Origin of the sequence: Paenibacillus sp. CF095 (assembly GCF_900101225.1) — a bacterium.
GTDB lineage: Bacteria > Bacillota > Bacilli > Paenibacillales > Paenibacillaceae > Paenibacillus.
Genome location: NZ_FMZN01000001.1, coordinates 562,823 through 585,147, shown reverse-complemented (window position 1 = coordinate 585,147; position 22,325 = coordinate 562,823). Strand labels below are relative to the sequence as shown.

The window sequence follows — 22,325 nt, the reverse complement described above, 5'->3', positions numbered from 1 at the left end:
TGCTCTTTTGGTTTACATCCAATTCCCCGGGGCACCCGCCGCAATTAGCGCTTGCGAGAAGATGTGCGGGCTTTACTTGATTTTTTCACGGATTTTTTCTTCGGATTATGGCTAGATACATAACAAGGGTCTTCTTCTTTGACAACAACAGGATACATGTGGTGATGAATCGGAACACAGTGATGTTTTTTGATCACTTCAATCGGGTGGATTACAGGTACGATTTGTGGGATGTAATAATCCTCAACAACCTGGATCGGGTCACAGACAATCGGGCAAAGCGGTGGACAGTAATGGTTCATTTCAAAACCAACTCCCTTTCTGGTGATACTATAACCTATTGCAACAGATCGAAAGTGGATTGGATGTATGTCCATAGTCCGAAAAATTATATGAGCGGTAGCCTGTCCGCCACTGTCCCACCCTGCCCAGGTGTTACTCTGTCAATGACTTGGCACAGTACACGAAGTCCTTCACACAAAAGCTCAACATTTGTTACAGTGAAGCAGATACGCAGACTTGGTGTATCCATCTCCCCTACATAACAGGCGGAACCAGGGAGGAAAGAGACCCCAGCAGCAAGCGACTGATGATGCAACTCACGCATATCCAAGTTACTCGGAAGTTGGAGCCACAGATTGAGTCCTCCCTCTGGCAAGCGCCATTGCATGCCCATAGTAGCATGCTCTTCCAGCACTTTAGAAGCTGCGCACAAGCGAGAATACAATTCATCCCTCAATCGGGATACATAGGCACCGTACTGATTCTGAATAAAAGATTGCAGTGCCTTTTGTGTAAGCAGCGGACTCCCCAAATCCGCAGTAGATTTCGCGGCCACAAGCCGGGTCAATACGCTTCCGTCTGCGATGGCGCAGGCTATACGGCAACCGGGAGACAACACCTTGCTGAAGCTTTTGATATATACGACATGGCCTGTCCCATCCATCGATTTAATGGAAGCCGGGGGAGGGTCCCGAAAATAAAGATCTGCAAACGGATCATCCTCCAGAATGAGGCAGTGGTAGCTTTGCGCGAGATTCAGAAGTTGTGCTCGTCTTCTTGCACTCATCGTGATACCTGTTGGATTGTGATAGGTCGGGATCGTATAGATCAGCTTGGGTGGATAGGTATCACATAATCGGGTCAACAGATCAATACGCATGCCTTCGTCATCCATCGGGACCGTAATGATCTTCGCGCCTCTACTCGTAAATACATCAATGGCTCCGGTATAGCTTGGTGCCTCCATGTATACAACATCCCCAGGTCCGACAAAAGTCCGTGCCACAAGATCGATCCCCTGCTGTGCACCACTTGTAATTAACATGCGTTCAGGTGCAGCCTGTAGTCCACGCTCGGCAAAATGTTCGGCAAAGATCTGTCTAAGCTCCCGATCCCCCTGAAAAGATCCGTAAGCTGCCATACGCTCTGTGTGATCAGAGGAGAGTCGGTAGGCGCTGTCGATAATCTCGCGTGTAGGCAACAATTCCGGCTGAATCGCTGACATATGAAGTTCATACCGCACTTGAGGTGACGTATCAAAATGTCTCCAGAGCTGAGCTCGCGGTAAATAATCCACCAGTGCCATCTGCCAATTCCATGACGTACTGGATTCATTGTTGGCATTGTTTCGCTGCGTTCGGTCCATATCCTCCGTCTGATCCACGTTCAATGTACCTCTCACATAACAACCTTTCCCCTGGGAGCAGGTGATCAATTGAATCGCTTCAAGTTCAGCATACGCTTTGGATACAGTGACCAGGCTGACACCCAAATCCGTGGTCATTTTACGAACAGAAGGAAGCCGGGTTCCGGGTTCAATGAGTCCTGATCGGATGCGATCGGCAATCGTTAGCGCAATCTGCACGTACAATTTGGTACTGCTTCCCCGCTTTAATTCAATATGCATGTGTGCTCCCCCAACTGTTATGATCTTCATTTTACTGTTATAGTGTAGTCCGTCTATTATAGTTTATAATATCAGTATAACAGTGAATAACAGGAGATGAGAATAACATGAGTATCCCTTGGTCCAAAATGGCACAAAACACCCCGTCCTCTGTCGTTCGCGACATGCTCCAGGCCGCTCAAGCACCTGGAATGATCTCACTAGCCGGTGGATTACCAGCCCAGACTTCATTCCCGCTGGAAGCCATCCGCGTTGCATATGAAAAAGTATTTATGAGCGGAGCAGCCGCTCTTCAATATGCGGAGACTGAGGGTTACCGTCCTCTTCGCGCCAAAATCGCCGAACGTCTTGAATCCAAGGGCATTCCCGCTTCACCCGATCACATGCTTCTCACTACGGGTTCACAGCAATCCATTGACTTGGTTTGCCGCATCCTTCTTGACCCGGGTGACCGCGTATTGGTTGAATCACCAACCTACCTCGCTGCTCTGCAAGTCATTCATTCCTATCAGGCTGAATCTCACGGCGTAGCCTGTGATGATCACGGCATGTTGCCTGAATCTCTGGAGGAACAGCTCCAGTTGCATCGTCCAAAACTTGTCTACATTAATCCCACGTTCTCCAATCCTACGGGAAAAGTATGGTCCCGAGAAAGAAGACAGCAGGCTGTGGATCTGTGCCGCAAGTATGGTGTACTCATTCTGGAAGATGACCCCTATGGTGAAATTCGGTTCAATCCGGAGCAATTGGATGTCCCTGCTCTCGCAGAACTGGATGCAGCATCCTATGACGGCCCTTCCAATGTTATCTACACCAGTACATTCTCCAAAACGGTAGCACCTGGCCTTCGTACTGGCTGGATACTGGCTGCTCCCGATATTGTCAAAATGGCAGCACGAGCCAAACAAGGTGCCGACTTGCACTCCAGCAGCATTGACCAAAGAGCGCTTCATGCACTACTTGAATCTTTCGATCTGGATGCGCATATTCGCCATATTTCAGAGGATTACGAACAACGCATGAAAACACTGACGACTCTTATGGCAGCCAAAGCTTGGGAAGGCATCTCGTGGAATTCACCACAAGGTGGCATGTTCTTGTGGCTGCAATTGCCTCAAGGCATGCTTGCAAGCAATCTGTTTACTTACGGTATCCAGGAGAAAGTGTGCATTGTGCCAGGTGATTCCTTCTATGCAGGTACACCAGAGTTAAACCGCATGCGAATCAACTTTACTCATACGGACCCTGAGCTCCTTCCGGAAGCCGTGGAAAGAATGGATCGCGCCATCCAACGTTGGCATGCTTCCTTAACATCGGACAGTGTTGTTACACTGTAATGAACTGTCATAAACGCTTCGCTATTCCATTAGTGTATGAAGGTTAAATAACTTGATATGAGAAATAAAAATAAGGCGGCAGGCCCGAGAATCTCGGAACTGCCGCCTTATTTTTATAGAACCTGTTATCAACAGGAGTTATGTTTTTTTAGATGTTTATGGGTCCTTCTGATCAGTCAGGCCATCGGATGATTCATACGAGTTGTCCTCGACTGATAGGTGGACTACATTGTGTTGCTATGGTGTTGTTGTTGCAGTTAGGAAAGCTTACCGTAAGCCGGGTTCTGTGCTCTTCGTGGTTCATACGGGAACTACCCTCCCACCAGAAGCGACAATCATCTATCTAGGCCATGCATTGCTGCACAGCTCAAGCGACCAACCTAGACACACCTCGGGCTAAGGTTGCCTCCTCCGAAAAGGCGGCTGTGTCCCATTAGGTCTTGCTCCAGATGGGGTTTACCAGGAACGAAGTCACCAGCGTTCCTCGGGGTCTCTTACACCTCGGTTCCATCCTTGCCTGTGCCGGAAAATCCGGCCATCGGCGGTCCATTTCTGTGGCACTATCCTTCAACTCGCGCTGACTGGACGTTATCCAGCATCCTGCCCTGTGGAGCCCGGACTTTCCTCTCGTGGCAACAAGGCCACCAGCGATTGTCTGTCAAGCTTTCCGAACAACATTACATAGTATACAGGCATTTAGGTTCCCAGACAAGCTTAATATTACTGGAAACCACATAGCAACGGTCTTTTTAGATAAATTGGAATACTTCCGTATTTACCTCTGAAGCTGTGACTTGCGTATCATATCGTTTTTCTTCCAAACGGGAACGAAGCCAATCCGCTGTTTTTGGTTTCATAATCTTTTCGGAATTATGTCCCGGGTCAATGATACACATACCTGCCATTAAAGCATCATGAGCCGTGTGATAATCAATATCTCCGGTCACAATAACATCCGCACCTTTGAAGCGGGCAGTGAGCGCATAACGGCTGCCAGAGCCGCCAAGAACCGCTGCTTTTTTGATCTGCTTGTTCAGATCTCCTACTACGCGCACATGAGGCACATTGAATTGGGTCTTCACGACCTCCACAAGCTCACCTAATGTCTTAGGTTCCCTAAGGGGTCCCAAGCGTCCCAAACCAAGCGTACGGCCCTTTAAATCCATGGCATAGAGGTCATAGGCCACTTCCTCATACGGATGAGCCTTAAGCATCGCCTGAACGACCTTACTTCTCAGACTTTGGGGTACGATGGTCTCAATTCGCATTTCTTCCACACGTTCCATTTGCCCTTGGGTACCGATAAACGGTTGAGTCCCTTCACCAGGTACAAACGTTCCTGTACCTTCCGTGTTAAAGCTGCACTTGTTGTATTGGCCGATACTCCCCGCTCCGGCTTCCAGAATGGCTTGAAGAACCTGTTCATGATGGGTACGAGGTACAAACACAGCCAGCTTGTACAGATGATCTGTGTGTACATCTTCCAGCGATTCTTTACTCTCGATGCCAAGTGCCTCGGCCATCCAGTCATTCATACCACCCTCGGCCACATCCAGGTTCGTATGACTGATATAGACAGCGATATCATGCTTAATCAGCTTTTCATACAATTTACCCATAGGTGTATCTGTACTCAGTGACTTAACCGGACGGAAAATGATGGCATGATGAGCGATAATCAGGTTCGCACCAATACGAATCGCTTCGTCCACCACTTCATCCGTTACATCCAAAGCCACTAACACGTGACTGATTTCTTTTTGCAAACTGCCTAGCTGGAGACCTATGCGGTCATCCGGTACAGCCAGATGTTTGGGAGCGAGCTGCTCCATCAGTTGAATTACAGTTTGACCTTTGGCAAACATGCCAAAACCTCCTTCAAGTTTGCGATAAGACGCTCTACCTCAGCCGCCTTGTCCCGGGAAGAATCCTGATCGGATTTGGAGATCGAGTTTACAACCCCTTGCAGTTTGATGATCTCACTTTCCCATTTGGCAAAGAATACATCCGTTGGACGATCCACCAAATAAGGTCCCATCCGCAGCAGCAAATCTTCCGTTAATTCTGCCCCGCCTTGAAGCGGGCGTGCACGATACACCTCTACATTGGCTATCGGGCTTACAGATTGTGGCATCGCCGTTATAATCTCATAAATTTTTCCATCTTCTTCGAGCAACTGTTCTGCTACAACCACCCAGTGATGCTCCAACAACCAGCGTCTGAGGATATCCTCTCCCACATTTGGTTGCAAAATAAGTAACTGGACTCCTTCCAGTTTGGGTAAACCTCGGTCCAAAATAGAGGCAATCAGGGCACCACCCATGCCTGCAATGGTGATGACATCCACTTCTCCTGCAGAGATTACATCCAATCCGTCTCCACGGCGTACCGTTATTTTTTCTTTCAGGCCAGCATCACTGACTTGTTTGCATGCAGCATCATAAGGGCCAGGATTGACTTCCCCGGCTACTGCACTCGCAGCTTTCCCACTGCGGATAGCAGCTACTGGCAGCAACGCGTGGTCTGAACCGATATCAGCCATACGGCTGCCATCGGGAATTTGATCATGTATTCGCTGTAATCGATTCGAAAGTTTCATGAAGCACCTACACCATTCATTTAATTTATTGATTTGCATTGAACAAGGAAAAGCGATAAAATAAAATCCAATAAAACATTTCAAGGATGAATTTCCAAAACCAAGAAATCAAGACGTTTAAATTAAAAATAAAGGAGACCCCGCCGCCGCTAAAGCGTCTTGCGGAAAGTCTCCCATAGTTCGATTATTCGAGGAAATCCTTGAGTCGTTTACTACGACTCGGGTGGCGCAATTTACGAAGAGCCTTGGCTTCGATCTGACGAATACGCTCACGCGTAACACCAAATACCTTGCCAACTTCCTCCAGCGTTCTCGTCCGTCCATCGTCCAGACCAAAACGTAGACGAAGCACATTCTCTTCACGTTCAGTAAGTGTATCCAATACATCTTCGAGCTGTTCTTTCAGCAACTCATACGCAGCAGCATCCGCCGGAGCAAGTGCTTCCTGATCCTCAATGAAGTCACCCAGATGGGAATCATCTTCCTCACCAATTGGTGTTTCCAGAGAAACCGGTTCCTGTGCAATCTTCGTAATTTCACGAACTTTTTCTACACTCAGATCCATCTCAGCAGCGATTTCTTCTGGTGTCGGTTCACGCCCAAGTTCCTGCAACAGCTGACGGGATACCCGGATCAGCTTATTAATCGTCTCCACCATGTGTACAGGGATACGAATGGTACGCGCCTGGTCAGCAATAGCACGAGTGATCGCTTGGCGAATCCACCATGTAGCATACGTACTGAACTTGTATCCTTTTTTGTGGTCGAACTTCTCAACCGCTTTGATCAGACCCATATTACCTTCCTGAATCAAATCAAGGAACAACATTCCACGTCCAACGTAACGCTTGGCGATACTGACTACAAGTCGAAGGTTCGCTTCAGCCAGACGACGCTTGGCTTCTTCATCCCCGTTCTCAATCCGTTTAGCCAGTTGTACTTCATCATCTGCCGACAACAGTGGCACACGACCAATTTCCTTGAGGTACATACGGACAGGGTCATTGATTTTGATACCTGGCGGCAAGCTCAGGTCATCATCAAAGTGAAATTCGTCCTCTCCCTCTCTGGTGTTGTTCTCGGAATCTTCACTAGGACGAAGTGTAACCTCTTCATCATTTTCATTCACTACATCGATACCCAGATCGCTCAGTTGCTCATAGAACTCATCCATTTGCTCTGCATCCTGCTCAAAAGGAGAGAGTTTCTCTATAATTTCCTTGTAATTCAGCGAAGCTCTTTTCTTACCTGATTCAATCAATTGATCTTTAACCTGATCCAGTGTCAATTCTGTTTCTAGTTCAGTATGCTGATCATTCGCCATAACTCGACTCCCTCCTCCCTAGAAACATCTAATCATCAGACGTTCACTGTCTCTCTAGGGCAATCATTTCAATTGCAATCTGTGCCGCGCGTACAGAATCACCTGCCCGCTCTGCAGCAATCATTTCTTCTTTTTTCAAATCGTACTCTTTTTTACGCGGATACTTCAGCACTTCCCTGATGCAATCATCGAGCATTTGAATACTCCATTCACCTGGACCATCCATCATCGAGATTGAACTGACCGTTTTTTCCAAGCGATCGTCATGCAGTGAAGACATAAAACGGCTTGTATCCGACGGTTTGCCTTGCGCATAGTAGGCATATAGATAAGCAGCAATAGCTGCATGATCATCCAAGTTAAAAGCTTCACCAAGATGCTCATTCACGTACTGGGCAGCCTCATCATCCTGCAACATCCAGGCAATCAGTTTGCGTTCGGCAGCGTGATAAGCCGGCAACAGATTCGGTGTAGGCACCTGCCTATTTTGTTGCCTACCATTATTCCACCTTTTCGGGTTATTATCCCCGTACTGCAGGTTATTTTTCATTGCCTCCCGTTCTTCATTACACTCCTGCTTCAATGTTTCGAAGGATACGTCCACTTCTGCAGCCAGTTCACGAAGATACACTTCCCTTTCTGTTGGAGAAGGTAAGGGTGCAATCAATTTTACTGCTTCTTTCGAATAGGCGATTTGTCCGCCACCCTCTAGCAGTATATGGCTTTTTTTCAAGTTTATAAGTTTAAATTTTGTAGTTGTCACGGCACCATCCACAATCTGGTTTCGGAACCGATCACCACCATGCTTCCGGATAAAGTCATCCGGGTCAAGTCCCTCGGGTATGAGAGCCACTTTGACCTGCAATCCAGCTTCCTCAAGAATGGGGAAGTTTTTGAGTGCAGCAGCCTGTCCTGCTTTGTCGCCGTCATAACATATGATGACTTCGTCACACATCCCTTTGAGCATCAGTGCCTGATTCTCGGTTAGCGCAGTGCCCATTGCCGCTACACCATTCTGGATGTCCTGATCCCATGCGGAGATGACATCACCATATCCCTCGAACAAAATGGCTTGTCTTTGTTTGCGAATTGCATTTTTGGCATGATGCAGATTATAGAGAACACGGCTTTTGTTAAATAACCGGGTTTCCGGTGAATTTAGATACTTCGGTTGCCCATCTCCCAATATGCGTCCTGCAAATGCAATCGGCTTACCGCTCCTGCCATTAATCGGGAACATAATCCGGTCTCGGAATCGATCCACATATCCCTGACCTTCATTTCGCGGTGACAGAAGTCCACCCTTTTCCATCTCTTCAAGCGGATAGTTACGTTTCTCGAGAAATTGTACCAGTGTGTCCCAACGATTTGGTGCGAAACCAATCTGAAACTGGTCGATCAACTTGTCGCCAAAACCTCTTGAGCGTAAATACTCCATGGCTGACTTGCCGTGCTCTGTATTTTTCAACAAAAAATGATACAGCTTCGCGGTAAGCTCATAAGCCTCCAATAGACGTTCCGTCTCCGGATTCACATGAGCAGATTCACGCCCTTGCCAGTCCCCCATAGAGATGTGACTTTCTTCCGCCATCGTCTTGACAGCCTCGGGAAAGGATAACCCTTCGATTTCCATCCTGAATTTGATGGCATTTCCACCCGTGCCGCAACCGTAGCAGTAGAAAATTTGTTTCTCAGGTGTAACGGTGAACGAAGGCGTCTTCTCGGAATGAAAAGGACAGAGGCCCTTCATATACTTCCCCTGTTTGGTCAGATGCACAAATCGGCTCACCGTATCGACAATATCATTCTGCTGTAACACCGATTCAATAATACTTTCGGGTATACCGCCTTGTCCGGTACTCATCTCTGGCCACCTTCATCTCTTCAACACGTAAATATAATTCGATAAACTTACACATTCTCCTGCAAATCTTTTAAAAGTTTTGTCAGTTTATGTTGAAACATTTCTCGATCCTGCTCTGTGAAAGGCTTTGGGCCTTTCCCGTAATGGCCTCTTTTTCGTGCTTTGGCCGCAGTATGACGAGAATCCAACATGAAATCAATGTCACGATCGTTGAACTCACGACCACGAAAGGATAAAACATAACAACGTTTGCCGAGCGCAAGTGCCGCAAGTCCATAGTCCTGAGTGATAACCACATCATATGGCTTAATATGATTAGCAATATACAGGTCTGCGCTCTGATCACTGCGATCCACTTGCACGGTTCGTACCCCTTCTCCTCCTTGAAGCAAATGATCAAATGAAGAGACTAACAATACGGGGATGTTGAAAAGGCGAGCGGTTTGCGCAATCTCGGTTTTGACCGGGCAAGCATCACCATCCACAACAATGTGACGTATATTTAACTCACTCAAACCCAGACCACCCGGTTTCATAAAATAGCTGCATATTGTTATATACGACCCCGGCCAGGCAAAATCCTTCTGCCACAACAAGGGAAATCAAAGGCTAAAATACGGAGCGGTTGTAAAAAATACATTTCACAACCCGTTCCGTATATTTATACCCTCATATATCCTTCTTTAATACTGAATTTTAGCTTTGCGCAAAGTCTGTGGAAAAGGACTCATGAAATACGTCCAATTACCAAACCAACTTGGAAAAATCAGCAAATCCTTTCAAGTCACGATCAATAGCCGCGAGCAAGGCAAGTCGATTCGCTCGAACAGCTTCATCTTCAGCCATAACCATAACCGAATCGAAGAATGAGGTAATACCATCCTTCCAGGCAGATGCAATAGCCAGTGCTTCAGCAGCATGATGCTGAGTCAACGCCTGACGATATTCTGCATTCGTTTTGCTCCATGCCTCATGTAGCTGACGTTCTCCATCTTCTGTGAACAGTTCTGGATGTACGGAAGCATTGGATGCTTTGGCAGCCAGATTACCCACACGGTTGAACGATTCAACCGTTGTTTTGAATGCGTCTCCTGTGAGAACAGCCGCCATCAACGCTTCACCTTTTGGAACCACAGCGCTGATATCATCGAATCCGGAAGAAATTACGGCATCCACTACGTCGTAGCGAACGGTTTCGGATAACAATTTTTTCACACGAAGACCAAAGAAGTCTTGCAGATCTTTACGAACCTCTTCATCTGCACGTTTCAACAGGTTCATCTGGGCATGTACTTGAAGTGCTACTCCGAACACGTCTGACAATGTCAGCGGAAGCTTGTGATCCAGCAAAATCTGTACAATACCTGCAGCCTGACGGCGCAGCGCGTAAGGATCCTGAGAACCTGTTGGAATAATGTTGATGGAGAAACAACCCACGATTGTATCCATTTTGTCCGCAGCACTCACAATGGCACCAACAAGAGAAGCCGGGGATTGATCTCCAGCGAAACGTGGCTGATAGTGTTCAAATACCGCTTTAGCTACCTCTTCTTTTTCGCCGGCTTTACGAGCGTAATCCTCACCCATCACACCTTGCAGTTCCGGGAATTCACCCACCATCAGTGTCACCAGGTCGAATTTGCAGATATCTGCTGAGCGGCTAACAGATTCAGCAACATCACCGGATACTTGCAGTTTGGCAGCAAGTCCATCGGCAATCTTGCGAATGCGGCGCACTTTATCTCCAACCGTTCCGAGCTCTTCCTGGAAGACGATACTTTCCAGCTTCGACAATGCATCCTTAATCTGTAGCTTCTGATCTTCCTCATAGAAGAACTTGGCATCAGACAGACGTGCACGCAGAACTTTTTCATTCCCTCTGGCAATAACGTCCAGTGAATCACTTCCACCGTTACGTACCGTCACGAAGAATGGCAACAATTGTCCTTCATTGTCCAGTACAGGGAAATAACGCTGATGCTCACGCATGGAAGTAATCAATACTTCTTGTGGAATATTCAAGAATGAGGAGTCAAATGTCCCGAACAATACGGTAGGTGTTTCCACCAGGAACAGGACTTCCTCCAGCAAGTCTTCCTTAATCGCGATATCCCATTTCTTCTCAGCAGCCAGTGCCTGAATCTGGGATACAATCATCTGTTCACGTTCCTGGATATCAGCAATGACATGTTCTGCACGCAACACTTCCACGTATGAAGACGGAGTGGAGATCACGGCCTCCTTACCCAGGAAACGATGTCCGCGAGTTACATTACCCGATTTAACACCTGTCACTTCCAGATCGATAACATCACTGCCGAGCATAGCCACAATCCAGCGGATTGGACGTACAAATTTGAAATCATAGGAAGCCCAACGCATGAATTTCGGGAACGTCATGGCATGTAATACAGAAAGTAATCCTTCCCCAACCACAGAAGCCGTTTCCACACCTTTGCTGCTCTTCGTTGCATAGATATATTCGACACCGTTCAGTTCCTTGAACGTAAACTGGTCCGGTTCAACACCTTGACTGCGGGCGAATCCGAGTGCAGCCTTGCTCCAATTGCCACTGTCATCCAGGGCAATTTTGCGTGAAGGACCTTTCACTTCTTCCTCGATATCTTCCTGTTTTTCAGCCACATTTTGAATCAAAACAGCCAGACGGCGCGGTGTAGCATATGCATTCACTTCACCATAAGCAATGCGGGATGCGTCAAGCCATTTCACGACACGCTCTTGCAGCTGTGCGATTGCTGCGCGCATAAAGCGTGCAGGTACTTCTTCCAGCCCGATTTCAAACAACAGATCCTTAGACATGCTCGGCTCCCCCTTTCTTGATCAGCGGGAAGCCTAGCTTCTCACGCTCTTCCATATATGTTGCAGCGACTTGGCGAGCCAGATTACGGACACGTGTGATGTAACCCGTACGTTCCGTTACACTGATAGCTCCACGTGCATCCAACAGGTTGAACGTGTGGGAACATTTCAGCACATAGTCATATGCCGGGAATACCAGATGCTGCGCCATGGCCTTGTTTGCTTCTTCTTCATGCATGTTGAAGAGTGTAAACAGCATTTTGACATCAGATACTTCAAACGTATATTTAGAGTGTTCGAATTCTGGCTGACGGAATACATCACCATAAGTGATACCTTCCACCCATTCCAGATCAAACACATTCTCTTTATCTTGAATGTAAGAAGCCAAACGCTCCATACCATACGTAATTTCAACAGCTACCGGATTTGTCTCGATTCCACCAACCTGTTGGAAATACGTAAATTGTGTAATTTCCATTCCATCCAACCATACTTCCCAACCAAGACCTGCACAACCGAGGGAAGGATTCTCCCAGTTATCTTCAACAAACCGAATATCATGTTTGAGCGGATCAATGCCCAGACGCTTTAGACTTTCCAGGTAAATTTCCTGAATATTGTCCGGTGAAGGCTTGATGATTACCTGGAACTGATGATGCTGGTACAGCCGGTTAGGGTTCTCACCATAACGTCCGTCCGAAGGACGACGGGAAGGCTCCACATAGGCCACTTTCCAAGGTTCGGGTCCAAGCGAGCGCAAAAAGGTCATCGGGTTCATCGTACCTGCCCCTTTTTCCGTATCGTATGGCTGGACAATAATACAGTTATGCTCGGCCCAGAATTGTTGCAGCGTTAGAATCATCTGCTGAAAATTCATAATCATGCTCCTTTTCAATGGTTTGTTAGCAAGCTTAGGACGGTGAAGACAACAATAAATAGCCCCCGTCCTACGCCTGTTGTACAGACGTAGGGACGAGAGCTATTCCCGCGGTTCCACCCTACTTGGCTTAGATCAAACAGGATGATCCTGTTCGTTCCAGCCCACTTTTCCGTGTCCATTCATGCTCCCGAGTGCCGTTTCAAAGACCGATTCAGCCAGGCTCCCACCATCCCCGGCTCGCTCATTCATGATTACCAAGTGTTATACACGACTTGTGTCCATGAAAGCAATAAATCCAGTCTTTTACTTTCTCGTTCAATGCATGTCTCATAAAGAGAAATTATATTTCATAATATATAAAATCTAGTATGAAGTCAAGATATAGTTTCGCTTCCACCAAAACGCCTCAAATCCCGTACTTCTCCATCTGATCGAGGAAAGAACGGGATTTAAGATTCAGACCGAGCTGATGATCCATAAAGGCACGCATCAACTTTTTGATCTCATCACGGGTAGACTCACTCACTGATATATTCCCCAAGCGCTGCAGATCCAACTGCGCGAACAAACGCAACAACTTCAGAGCCTTTGGACTTACTGACATGGCTGGAGGATCGAAATGTTTGCATGCTCGACACAAGACGCCACCAAGTCTGGGACTCATAAACAACTGCTCATCTGGTCGCTCCTGGTTGCAGGAGATGCACTCATCAAACTGTGGACCATATCCAGATGCCTGTAATATTTTCATTTCGTACAGACTTGTAATAACAACCGGATCTTTCTCTTCCTTCAACGCCTGCAAACACGCCTTTAACTGTTTGAACCAAAATGTCCCCGTCTCTTCATCCTGAAGCACACGATCCAATAGTTCACACGCATAAGAGGCATAAGAGGCCTTGACCAAATCTTCACGCAACTCATGATAAGATTCAACAATTTCTCCAGCGTTCAGTGTGCCTAGACCTGTATTTCGAAAATATACATATTGACCATACGTAAACGGCTGCACCAGTGCAGCATGTCGGCTCTTGGGCTTTTTGGCACCGCGGACGAGTACTCCTACTTTCCCGCCGCTTTCGGTGCAAAGCGTAATGATTTTGTTCCCTTCGCCGTAGTCCATGCTGCGGATGACAATCCCTTCCACCCTGTATAGCATGCCTCGTCACCTAACCATTCCCGAATCAGCCAATTATCCTTCGGCTTCTTCATCTTCAATCACTTCCCTTGCGTTATCCGACTCCTGTCCTAACGAGTTACATGCCTCGGTATATAACAAATAGGACTCTACATCCCCCGTCATCGCAAAAACCTTCCACGAAAAATCTCGCATCGGAATTTCATCCTCTCTTCGGAAATGACGTCTGCATCTACCAAATAGGATGGAGTCTTGCAAGGTAAACTATGTGTTGCAATTACTGGATACAATTCCGACGATCAGTCGCGGCCAAAGCCAAGGTCACGCAGAACTCTATCCTGATTTCTCCAGTCTTTTTTCACTTTAACCCACAGGTCCATGAAAATTTTGGAGCCGAGCAAGTTCTGAATGTCGTGTCGAGCTCGCTTACCCACTTCTTTCAGAAGGGCTCCCTGCTTCCCGATAATGATCCCTTTTTGCGAATCCCGTTCCACAAAAATGACAGCTGAGATATATACGACACCGTTATCTTGCACTTTCATATCCTCAATCGTTACGGCAATGGAGTGTGGCACTTCTTCACGAGTCATCTGCAAAATTTTCTCACGGATCAACTCTGCACATACAAACTGCTCCGGATGGTCAGTAACCTGGTCATCAGGATAGTACTGTGGACCTTCTGGCAAATACTTGCCGAGCTGTTCCAATAGTGTGCTTACATTACTGCCGAGCATGGCAGATACAGGCACGATTTCAGCGAAATCATGCAGTTTGCGATACTCCTCAATAAGGGGCAGCAGCGCTTCCGGCTCAATTTTGTCAATTTTATTCATGACAAGAATGACAGGCGTACGAATATTTTTCAACTGTTCTGCAATATAACGGTCACCGCCACCCATGCCTTCCGAAGCGTCAATCAGGAACAGCGCTGCTTCTACTTCTCCAAGTGTGTTCAGAGCAGTCTGGTTCATGTAATCGCCAAGTTTGGATTGACGTTTGTGAATACCCGGTGTGTCCAAGAATACGATTTGCTGATGTTCGGATGTATATACACCATGAATTTTATTACGTGTGGTTTGTGGTTTGTCCGACATGATCGCAATTTTCTGTCCGATCACCTGGTTCATCAGTGTGGATTTACCTACGTTTGGACGTCCAATAATAGCTACAAAACCGGATTTAAATGCTTGTTTTTTCATATGTTCCTCCTCAGGCGCCTAGGCCTGGAATATTGGTTTATTTTTTGGCAGAATTCAGATCAGAAGGCCCAAAAGCCCAAGGTAACAGTTCAGCAACGGTGGTCTCTTGCAGATCACCTTTCATGTTCCCCAAGATAACTTTCATATCCGGTTCACACAGTTCGTACATGACCTGACGACATACGCCACATGGAGCAATCGGACCATCCGTGTCTCCCACAATGGCAATCGCTTTGAAGCTGCGAGGCTTCTGCCCACCTGCAATGGCACTGAACATCGCTGTACGCTCAGCACAGTTACCTGGGGTATAAGCAGCATTCTCAATATTACAACCATGATGCACATGACCTTCACTGTCAAGCAAAGCCGCGCCTACACCAAAATGGGAGTAAGGCGTATACGCCTTCGTACGTGCCTTAATTGCTTCTTGCATTAACAAACCGTTATCCATCATTATTCTCTCCCTTAGGGTGCAATATAAAGTTAGTACCTACGAATTAAGTTCAACCAAAGCCAATTTTACACTAGCCACTCCGAGTCCAGAATAACCCTTCGATCGCTGTTATCCCCAGATTTTTTGATTCACTTTTTCAAAGTAAAAATCCGGGGATAAAGGCGAACGCTTCGCTTCTACAGGTTTATTTCTGTCCTCTTCGTTATCGTGTAACGTCTATAAGTTCAACTTAAAAAAGGTCTAACTTTACAAAGTTGTGTAGTATTAAAATCACAAAACGAATCAAAATCAAAACAAAATCAGTACAAACCCAGCCAGCTCATCACCGGCTTAATGAAAACGATACAACCGATGATGACGGCGAATACCGCTGCCAGCAGAACTGCCCCGGCCGCGGTATCCTTTGCCGCTTTTGCCAGCGGATGGATATGGGGGTGTGCCAAGTCAACCGCTGCCTCTACAGCCGTGTTCATCAATTCAGTCACCAGCACCAAAAAGACAGCGGTCAGCACAAACATCCAATCCGTTCTTGAGATTCTGAAAAAAAAGCCGGCTACACACATCAAAATAGCCACTCCCGTGTGAACTCTCACATTACGCTGAGTCCGCAACCCATATGCGATTCCTTCCGCAGCATTGCGGAATACCAGACCCCAGGAGCGCCTTTTCATTATCGTGTCAACCCGGCCTGGGCCAATACCGCTTCTTGTTTACCCATCATTTCAGCCTCACTTGCTTCATCCTGATGGTCATATCCGAGCAGGTGTAAAAAACCATGGACAAACAGAAAACCAAGTTCACGTTCAAATGAGTGTCCATACTCCTCACTTTGCAGGATGGTCCGTGGTACGGAAATGATGATGTCACCAAGAACATCCGGCATCTCTTCCATTTCTTCATCTTCGTCCAGCTCATAGATAATATCAAGCTCTTCATCAACCGTTTCGTTCATCGCAAAAGACAGTACATCCGTAGGACGGTCAATGCCGCGATAATCACGGTTCAACTCATGGATCTGCTCATCGTTTACAAAAGTCAGAGCCACTTCCCCGTCTGCAACACCTTCCGCTTCTCCTGCAAGGTTCAGCAACTGTTCCAGCATTGCAATCATCGGTTCTGTAATTTCTTTATCCTGTTGTTCATTATTCCATGCCAGATTAAGACTCATTCCTTCATAACTCCTATCTACTAATATTAGAGGTTGTTCAAAAAGACTTTCTAACTTCATCCCATCTTCTCGGTACTGAAAACCAACCTTTTTGAACACGAACTATTATTAAATTAGCCTGCTTCGGGTGAAGTCGGCTTTGGTTTCTTAATCTCCTCCGGATATTCGATCCTGGAGTGGAAGATACCCATCACCGTTTCCTTTAATGTTCTGGCGACGATATCCAGTTCACGCATCGTAAGGTCACAATCATTGAATTGATGATCGTCCAATCGTCCTTTAATAATCTTCTCAATCATGGACTCCACTTGCTCCACTGTCGGTTTGCGCAAAGATCTCACAGCAGCCTCCACACTATCGGCAATGCCAACAATAGCCGATTCCTTGGACTGAGCCTTTGGCCCAGGGTAACGGAAATCTTCTTCCGTGAAATCAGGCTCAACGCCTGCTTCTTCCGCCTGGCGCAGTGCTTTGTGATAGAAATAGTGGAGAAATGTCGTGCCGTGGTGCTGTTCCGCAATATCCCGAATAGGTCTGGGCAGCTTGTAATCCTTCTGCATTTCCACCCCATCGCGCGCATGGGCTACGATAATGGATTTGCTCAGTTTCGGATCAATTGAATCATGCGGATTCTCCATATTGTTCTGATTTTCAATAAAATAGATGGGGCGCTTCGTCTTGCCAATATCATGATAATACGAACCCACTCGGCAGAGCAATCCGTTAGCTCCTATGGCTTCTGCTGCTGCTTCAGACAGATTGCCTACCATAACGCTGTGATGATAGGTACCCGGTGTCTCCGTCAGCAACTTACGTAGAAGCGGATGGTTCGGATTAGACAGTTCTACCAGTTTGAGCGCTGACAAAATGCCAAATGAAGTTTCGAAAAATGGCATCAGCCCAATGACCAGTATGGCAGTTAATACGCCACCCGCAAATGCAAACCCAACGCCATACAGTGTCGTGGTTCGATTCCAATCGCCCGAGTCAATCAAAGCCAAGGTGAAGACGGCTATGGACCCGAACAGACAGACCATAATGGCTCCTTTCAGGATCGTTGATCGCTGGCTAGCCTTATGAGTTGCAAAGATCGCAACAAATGAAACCAATACAGCGAAGAAACCTAATTCGAAGTCAAAAAGCTGACCCTGATGGGTATTCAAAATGATGCTGGACAACATACCGATCAATATCGAACATACAAAGGCAAGCGAGGTATCCAGTAACAAGGCAATTAACATCGCTCCTACCGCAACAGGTGCAAGGAAGCCAACATAGGACCTCTCATTAGTCTGGATAATCGCCGTCACATGCATAACTACAATCGTAATAATAAAAATGAGAACAAGCATCAACAGCTGCGCATTATTATATTTGAAATGCGTTCCGCTGCCTTGCTGAATATACATCAGAATGGCTGCCGACAACAGGCAGGAAAACATAAGAAGTCCAAGCTGCGGCCAGTAGTTCACTTCATTTTTCAGCAAATCATTTTCATCCAGCAAAGTATACATCTCCGGGGTGATCATCTCACCCTTGGCAACTAATGTGTCCCCTTGCTTGATAAAGACAGTTTGCGTGTTCTCACGCGCCTGCACTTTCGCTTCCTTCGTTCCCTCTTCATCGTAGAAGCGGTTAGCGGTCACCACGAGGCGAGCAAGCTCTTGCACGACCTCACGTTGCGTACGCTTACCAAGAGAGCTGACACTCACCATCTCAGCTACTTTGGCACGGGCAGTAGTTGCATCGCTGATCTGATCCGTCATTAACCGAGCAACAATATCCCTCGCAACCGGTTTCATCTCCTGGATATCATCCGATGTCAGACGCGAGATTTTGATGTAAGTTTCTTCAGGAATACGGTAGCTTTGCTCCTGTACCACATTTCTGATCTCTTCCAAAAGAGTCTCGGAGTATGTACCGGCTTTCCGATTATTATTGATATAGTTGGTCACAAAATCTTTCTGACGCTGCGGAATTTCATCACGATAAATATCAATCTTGTCCTGACTTGAAATCTGATCATCCTGATTTAATCGATCTACACGATCAAGCAGGGTAGTCATCAAATTTTCGTTTCGTAACTGGACAATCTGAAATATCGGCTGTACCCGTTCCGCAGCTTCTTCCTGTGCTTTGAGTGTGGCCTTGTTATTCGGAATCTGCATGGGCGCAGCAATATCCACTTCACTCCGTGTACCTTCCTGAATATCATACCGCTCAGGGAGCAGCTTGGAAGCCAGACTGACGTAGAAAAGAATCACCAGAAACAAAAACAGAAGATAGCGTGCCCACACGCTATACTTCCATCCTGTAGCCTTATTCTGAAAAGATTTGCCTTTTGACGGTTCCTTCGAGGTCACTTTAGACAATCCCTTTCTATGCTTGATTTTCTGCGGCGTGGTTGTAAGCCACGATAATTTTCTGGACAAGGGAATGCCGTACAACATCTTGCTCGGCAAAATAGACAAATCCAATCTCGTTAACTTCATTCAAGATCGTATTCGCTTCCACAAGCCCGGATTTCTTACCACGCGGTAAATCAATCTGTGTCACGTCTCCGGTGATGACCATTTTGGAGCCAAAACCAAGACGAGTCAGAAACATCTTCATCTGTTCCGGCGTTGTGTTCTGTGCTTCATCGAGAATGATGAAGGAGTCATCCAGCGTACGCCCCCGCATGTAGGCGAGTGGCGCGATTTCGATTAACCCTCGCTCCAGTGCCTTAGCGGTCTGTTCTTGTCCCATAACGTCATACAGGGCATCGTACAGCGGTCTCAGATACGGGTCTACCTTTTCTTGAAGATCACCTGGCAAAAAACCAAGACTCTCTCCCGCTTCAACAGCAGGCCGTGTGAGCACAATGCGTTTGACGCTGCCTTCTTTAATTGCGGCAACAGCCAGTACAACAGCAAGGTAGGTTTTACCCGTACCGGCAGGACCAATGCCAAATACAATATCACGTTTTTTAATTGTAGTTACATAGTGCTTCTGCCCAATGGTTTTAACACGGATTGGTTTACCTCGGTATGTCGTTGTAATCTCACCCTTGAACAGATCCAATAGCTGGTCTGCCCGCATATCCTTGGCAAGTTCAATCGCATACTTCACATCTCTCTCGGTTAACACATATCCATTGCGTATCAATTGCAGTAACACGTCAAATAATTGTTCAAGCGATTCCACCTGCTGTGCGTTGCCAAATATCACAATCTCCGCTTCACGGGATGCAATCTGGGCGGGAATCTCGGATTCAATCAGTTTAAGAAAAGTATCTTGGGGTCCAAAAAGAGATTGGCCCTCTCCCGCACTCTGGAGGGAGATTTGTATGCTGCGTGTTTGCTCTGACAAATATCCTCATTCTCCTTGACTATGGACTAGCGGAAGTTCTTCCGCAATGCTTTCTTCTACTTCAAATAAGACTTTCATATAAACTTTACCATTCTCTTTCTTCTCATGCAAAATTTTTTCACTTATAATTTTTGTTCCTTTGCCGTTTTTGGCGATAATATCGTTCCTTGCTCCTTCCAATCCTTTCGTTCTGGCCCATTCTATCGTCTGTTGTTGCTCATGCTCTCGGGTCTCCAGATCTTTCTCTGTCAGCCAACCCATGGGAAGTGTAAAGGATCGCCACGTCAATGGTTTATGATTACTCTCGGTATCAAATGAACTGAACGGTGTACTTCCGTACCCCCACAGTTGGATCGCCCATTTTCCCAGCACCATATAAAAACGTTCTTTGCTCTCACCTGTCATTGTGTTATGTTTTTGCACCAGCGGAACCTCTACCTGATACTCACGCCATACCAGACCACGAACTTCGCCTTTGGCAACGATGGTTTTAGTGTTCTCCTCATCCCCGAGAATCCCCGAGATCAATACCTGACCCTTTTTGACACGCATGTCCTTTTGAACAACAGGGCGTCCCTGCTCCGCATAGATTTGAGTGACCACAGCATCTGACTTGCTGATCAAATGTCTGGGATTCAGCAATGGTTCGCGCTTGGGTTGCGCCGATTCTACGACCTGAATGGTAATGGTTGTCCCCTCTTTGCTCACGCCAATCCATGTTACATCCGGCAGAGCGAGTGCAAGCTGTCTGGAGAGCTTGTCTTGGCTTTGCAGACGGAACCCCCATTGCAAAGGATATATACCCTCTTTCTTCGCTGCTGCAAGCACCTCGTCGGTGGGAATGGTGACGTTACCCTTGACCTCCACACTCCATACCATGGACGACAACGCAAACAAAGCTGCTACAAAAAACAGCATACCCCCAAGAAAGAACTTCCTCCGCAATAAACGGGCAGCAAAAAAGGGGAAACCGCTGCGATGGGTTACTTTCACCCTGCAGCCTGTCCGTTTCAACACAGGACGCAACCTGAAAAAATGCGGCAGCAGAATGTTCATCTCTGCCACGCGTCCATCGTAAGCACGCAGGTTCCACACTTCCAGCCCCTGCTCTGCCACCGTGTTGATCAATGTTTCAATGTCTCCCCCAGTGACCGTGATTCGGACTGCTCCCCGCAGTTTGTACAGACTGGGCTGCTTCATCCGTTCCCCTCCACTCCATTCATATGAATATCCAGAATCGTTCCTTCAACAGCTACTTCATCCGGCAAAATGTTACGTATCACCAAGGCAGTTCCTTTGATCTCCAACTGGCCTTGGGAAAGAGCCAGCACGATGCGATCCGGGGTGAAATGGATGACACCGCGATGATTCTCTATATACAGTTGCTTACTGCCGATCAGGGTTAACCGTGGCATATCATAAAGCACATCCTGCGGCAGATCCAACACTTCACTGGTCCATCTGCGCAGCTTGCGGCTGATCCGGGTCATTCGAAGGTCTTCCCCCTTCCTCTACAGTTCAACTTATGCGCAGATTCATGAATTTATGAAAATTCCGGGGCGTGTTAGGGACGAATGTTGAGAAAAAAGGATAGAACACAGAAAAAGCCGTCTCCGGCGGCTTTATGCTCACCAGAGACGGCTTTATTTCCGTCCAGCAACTTAACTTATTTACAGTTTCCCTCTTGTACCAAACGGCTGTTTGGAACGAGGAGAACCCAGTACTTCTGCCCACAGGACACCTGTGCGAATATCAGCAGGACGAAGCGGAGACGCTCCCGATTCATCAATGCTGGTCTCATCCCAACTGGAATCAGACACAACTGGCCGATTCGCAGAAGAGATGCGATTCAAACGTTCTTCAATCAAGCGCTGCTGTTCTTCCATGCCTCTCATCTGTTCCTCAAGTGAATTTTCCATGGCACTCATCGTGCCCTCACTTCTGTAGTCAGTTGCGGGGCGAGAAGATGCAGCAGGCTCCGAGTACGGCTGATCATACTGATTCTCATATTGCACGTCATCATACCGATCGTCATACTGTTCATCATAACGTGGGTCTGCAGGTCCGGAAGACTGCTGCTGCGGAGATGAGTTGTCTCTTGAGCGTTCATCCCGGCCTGAATCACCGCTGCCTCCAAACGTAGGCATCCCGTTGGCAGGACGCTTTTTGTTCGGATCAGCCGATTTGGCAGCTTTCCCCAAGAAAGAGAAGAGCGCAAAACCGATGACGGCCACAATATACAGATTATCAAAAATCCATTCAAATAGGCCCATATGCAC

Annotated in this window: 21 protein-coding genes and 1 other RNA gene; 1 reads left to right on the top strand and 21 read right to left on the bottom strand. The window is 47.0% G+C overall.

The features are described from left to right. Positions 1-44 precede the first annotated feature (44 nt). Both BLS69_RS02530 and BLS69_RS02525 read right to left on the bottom strand, forming a co-directional pair. On the bottom strand, positions 45-302 hold the full coding sequence (locus BLS69_RS02530) for a hypothetical protein (protein ID WP_076211601.1): 258 nt from the start codon (positions 300-302) through the stop codon (positions 45-47). Between the two features lie 86 nt (positions 303-388). After that, positions 389-1,909 (bottom strand): MocR-like pyridoxine biosynthesis transcription factor PdxR, encoded by a 1,521-nt coding sequence (locus BLS69_RS02525; RefSeq protein ID WP_091028428.1) that lies wholly within the window; start codon positions 1,907-1,909, stop codon positions 389-391. A 107-nt stretch (positions 1,910-2,016) separates the two neighbouring features. On the opposite strand from BLS69_RS02525, the gene BLS69_RS02520 reads away from it, so the two are divergent. Further along, positions 2,017-3,246 (top strand): aminotransferase-like domain-containing protein, encoded by a 1,230-nt coding sequence (locus BLS69_RS02520; protein WP_091028426.1) that lies wholly within the window; start codon positions 2,017-2,019, stop codon positions 3,244-3,246. A gap of 258 nt (positions 3,247-3,504) precedes the next feature. Here BLS69_RS02520 and rnpB read toward each other — a convergent pair. The 19 genes from rnpB to BLS69_RS02425 form a co-directional block, all read right to left on the bottom strand. Continuing rightward, an RNA gene (gene rnpB / locus BLS69_RS02515) (RNase P RNA component class A) lies at positions 3,505-3,913 on the bottom strand. Positions 3,914-3,995: 82 nt separating this feature from the next. Further along, a complete protein-coding gene (locus tag BLS69_RS02510; protein WP_036674810.1) occupies positions 3,996-5,111 on the bottom strand; it encodes a Nif3-like dinuclear metal center hexameric protein in 1,116 nt (371 codons plus the stop codon). Then, complete coding sequence (locus tag BLS69_RS02505; RefSeq protein WP_091028424.1) at positions 5,087-5,845, bottom strand: tRNA (adenine(22)-N(1))-methyltransferase; 759 nt, start codon at positions 5,843-5,845, stop codon at positions 5,087-5,089. Before BLS69_RS02505 ends, BLS69_RS02510 begins: the two co-directional genes overlap by 25 nt. A 184-nt stretch (positions 5,846-6,029) precedes the next feature. Further along, a complete protein-coding gene (gene rpoD / locus BLS69_RS02500; protein ID WP_062835490.1) occupies positions 6,030-7,169 on the bottom strand; it encodes an RNA polymerase sigma factor RpoD in 1,140 nt (379 codons plus the stop codon). Between the two features lie 43 nt (positions 7,170-7,212). After that, the gene (gene dnaG / locus BLS69_RS02495; RefSeq protein WP_091028421.1) at positions 7,213-9,033 is read right to left on the bottom strand and encodes a DNA primase; all 1,821 of its coding nucleotides are present in this window, start codon (positions 9,031-9,033) and stop codon (positions 7,213-7,215) included. 47 nt (positions 9,034-9,080) lie between these two features. Beyond that, on the bottom strand, positions 9,081-9,569 hold the full coding sequence (locus BLS69_RS02490; RefSeq protein WP_047843776.1) for a YaiI/YqxD family protein: 489 nt from the start codon (positions 9,567-9,569) through the stop codon (positions 9,081-9,083). A 208-nt stretch (positions 9,570-9,777) separates the two neighbouring features. Next, a complete protein-coding gene (glyS, locus tag BLS69_RS02485) occupies positions 9,778-11,853 on the bottom strand; it encodes a glycine--tRNA ligase subunit beta (RefSeq protein WP_091028419.1) in 2,076 nt (691 codons plus the stop codon). Further along, positions 11,846-12,733, bottom strand: a complete 888-nt coding sequence (gene glyQ, locus BLS69_RS02480) for a glycine--tRNA ligase subunit alpha (protein ID WP_017687252.1) — start codon at positions 12,731-12,733, stop codon at positions 11,846-11,848. Before glyQ ends, glyS begins: the two co-directional genes overlap by 8 nt. Before the next feature lie 409 nt (positions 12,734-13,142). Next, entirely contained in the window at positions 13,143-13,895 is a 753-nt protein-coding gene (recO, locus tag BLS69_RS02475; protein ID WP_091028417.1) for a DNA repair protein RecO, read from the bottom strand. A 33-nt stretch (positions 13,896-13,928) separates the two neighbouring features. Next, on the bottom strand, positions 13,929-14,069 hold the full coding sequence (locus BLS69_RS02470) for a YqzL family protein (RefSeq protein ID WP_074095877.1): 141 nt from the start codon (positions 14,067-14,069) through the stop codon (positions 13,929-13,931). A 104-nt stretch (positions 14,070-14,173) separates the two neighbouring features. Then, complete coding sequence (era, locus tag BLS69_RS02465) at positions 14,174-15,073, bottom strand: GTPase Era (protein WP_062835494.1); 900 nt, start codon at positions 15,071-15,073, stop codon at positions 14,174-14,176. 37 nt (positions 15,074-15,110) lie between these two features. After that, positions 15,111-15,524 (bottom strand): cytidine deaminase, encoded by a 414-nt coding sequence (locus tag BLS69_RS02460; protein WP_076211616.1) that lies wholly within the window; start codon positions 15,522-15,524, stop codon positions 15,111-15,113. 302 nt (positions 15,525-15,826) lie between these two features. After that, on the bottom strand, positions 15,827-16,198 hold the full coding sequence (locus BLS69_RS02455; protein WP_017687246.1) for a diacylglycerol kinase family protein: 372 nt from the start codon (positions 16,196-16,198) through the stop codon (positions 15,827-15,829). Beyond that, a complete protein-coding gene (ybeY, locus tag BLS69_RS02450) occupies positions 16,198-16,695 on the bottom strand; it encodes an rRNA maturation RNase YbeY (protein WP_036674804.1) in 498 nt (165 codons plus the stop codon). The genes BLS69_RS02455 and ybeY overlap by 1 nt, the downstream gene beginning before the upstream one ends. A 113-nt stretch (positions 16,696-16,808) precedes the next feature. Continuing rightward, on the bottom strand, positions 16,809-19,058 hold the full coding sequence (locus BLS69_RS02445; RefSeq protein WP_036674803.1) for an HD family phosphohydrolase: 2,250 nt from the start codon (positions 19,056-19,058) through the stop codon (positions 16,809-16,811). A gap of 16 nt (positions 19,059-19,074) precedes the next feature. Next, a complete protein-coding gene (locus BLS69_RS02440; protein WP_017687243.1) occupies positions 19,075-20,046 on the bottom strand; it encodes a PhoH family protein in 972 nt (323 codons plus the stop codon). Between the two features lie 6 nt (positions 20,047-20,052). Then, positions 20,053-21,246, bottom strand: a complete 1,194-nt coding sequence (yqfD, locus tag BLS69_RS02435) for a sporulation protein YqfD (protein WP_091028416.1) — start codon at positions 21,244-21,246, stop codon at positions 20,053-20,055. After that, positions 21,243-21,536 carry a sporulation protein YqfC gene (gene yqfC / locus BLS69_RS02430; protein WP_017687241.1) on the bottom strand — a complete coding sequence of 98 codons (294 nt, stop codon included), beginning with the start codon at positions 21,534-21,536 and terminating at the stop codon, positions 21,243-21,245. The genes yqfD and yqfC overlap by 4 nt, the downstream gene beginning before the upstream one ends. Before the next feature lie 180 nt (positions 21,537-21,716). Continuing rightward, complete coding sequence (locus BLS69_RS02425; RefSeq protein WP_091028413.1) at positions 21,717-22,319, bottom strand: hypothetical protein; 603 nt, start codon at positions 22,317-22,319, stop codon at positions 21,717-21,719. Between the last annotated feature and the right edge of the window lie 6 nt (positions 22,320-22,325).

Excerpts from the sequence above, each read along its gene's own strand:
- glyS (WP_091028419.1), bottom strand. The coding sequence starts at position 11,853 with ATGTCTAAGGATCTGTTGTTTGAAATCGGGCTGGAAGAAGTACCTGCA.
- BLS69_RS02510 (WP_036674810.1), bottom strand. The coding sequence starts at position 5,111 with ATGTTTGCCAAAGGTCAAACTGTAATTCAACTGATGGAGCAGCTCGCT.
- BLS69_RS02525 (WP_091028428.1), bottom strand. The coding sequence starts at position 1,909 with ATGCATATTGAATTAAAGCGGGGAAGCAGTACCAAATTGTACGTGCAG.
- BLS69_RS02455 (WP_017687246.1), bottom strand. The coding sequence starts at position 16,198 with ATGAAAAGGCGCTCCTGGGGTCTGGTATTCCGCAATGCTGCGGAAGGA.
- BLS69_RS02460 (WP_076211616.1), bottom strand. The coding sequence starts at position 15,524 with ATGGATAACGGTTTGTTAATGCAAGAAGCAATTAAGGCACGTACGAAG.
- BLS69_RS02490 (WP_047843776.1), bottom strand. The coding sequence starts at position 9,569 with ATGAAACCGGGTGGTCTGGGTTTGAGTGAGTTAAATATACGTCACATT.
- ybeY (WP_036674804.1), bottom strand. The coding sequence starts at position 16,695 with ATGAGTCTTAATCTGGCATGGAATAATGAACAACAGGATAAAGAAATT.
- BLS69_RS02470 (WP_074095877.1), bottom strand. The coding sequence starts at position 14,069 with ATGCGAGATTTTTCGTGGAAGGTTTTTGCGATGACGGGGGATGTAGAG.
- yqfC (WP_017687241.1), bottom strand. The coding sequence starts at position 21,536 with ATGACCCGGATCAGCCGCAAGCTGCGCAGATGGACCAGTGAAGTGTTG.
- yqfD (WP_091028416.1), bottom strand. The coding sequence starts at position 21,246 with ATGAAGCAGCCCAGTCTGTACAAACTGCGGGGAGCAGTCCGAATCACG.
- BLS69_RS02520 (WP_091028426.1), top strand. The coding sequence starts at position 2,017 with ATGAGTATCCCTTGGTCCAAAATGGCACAAAACACCCCGTCCTCTGTC.
- BLS69_RS02425 (WP_091028413.1), bottom strand. The coding sequence starts at position 22,319 with ATGGGCCTATTTGAATGGATTTTTGATAATCTGTATATTGTGGCCGTC.
- BLS69_RS02505 (WP_091028424.1), bottom strand. The coding sequence starts at position 5,845 with ATGAAACTTTCGAATCGATTACAGCGAATACATGATCAAATTCCCGAT.
- BLS69_RS02530 (WP_076211601.1), bottom strand. The coding sequence starts at position 302 with ATGAACCATTACTGTCCACCGCTTTGCCCGATTGTCTGTGACCCGATC.
- recO (WP_091028417.1), bottom strand. The coding sequence starts at position 13,895 with ATGCTATACAGGGTGGAAGGGATTGTCATCCGCAGCATGGACTACGGC.
- glyQ (WP_017687252.1), bottom strand. The coding sequence starts at position 12,733 with ATGAATTTTCAGCAGATGATTCTAACGCTGCAACAATTCTGGGCCGAG.
- dnaG (WP_091028421.1), bottom strand. The coding sequence starts at position 9,033 with ATGAGTACCGGACAAGGCGGTATACCCGAAAGTATTATTGAATCGGTG.
- rpoD (WP_062835490.1), bottom strand. The coding sequence starts at position 7,169 with ATGGCGAATGATCAGCATACTGAACTAGAAACAGAATTGACACTGGAT.
- era (WP_062835494.1), bottom strand. The coding sequence starts at position 15,073 with ATGAAAAAACAAGCATTTAAATCCGGTTTTGTAGCTATTATTGGACGT.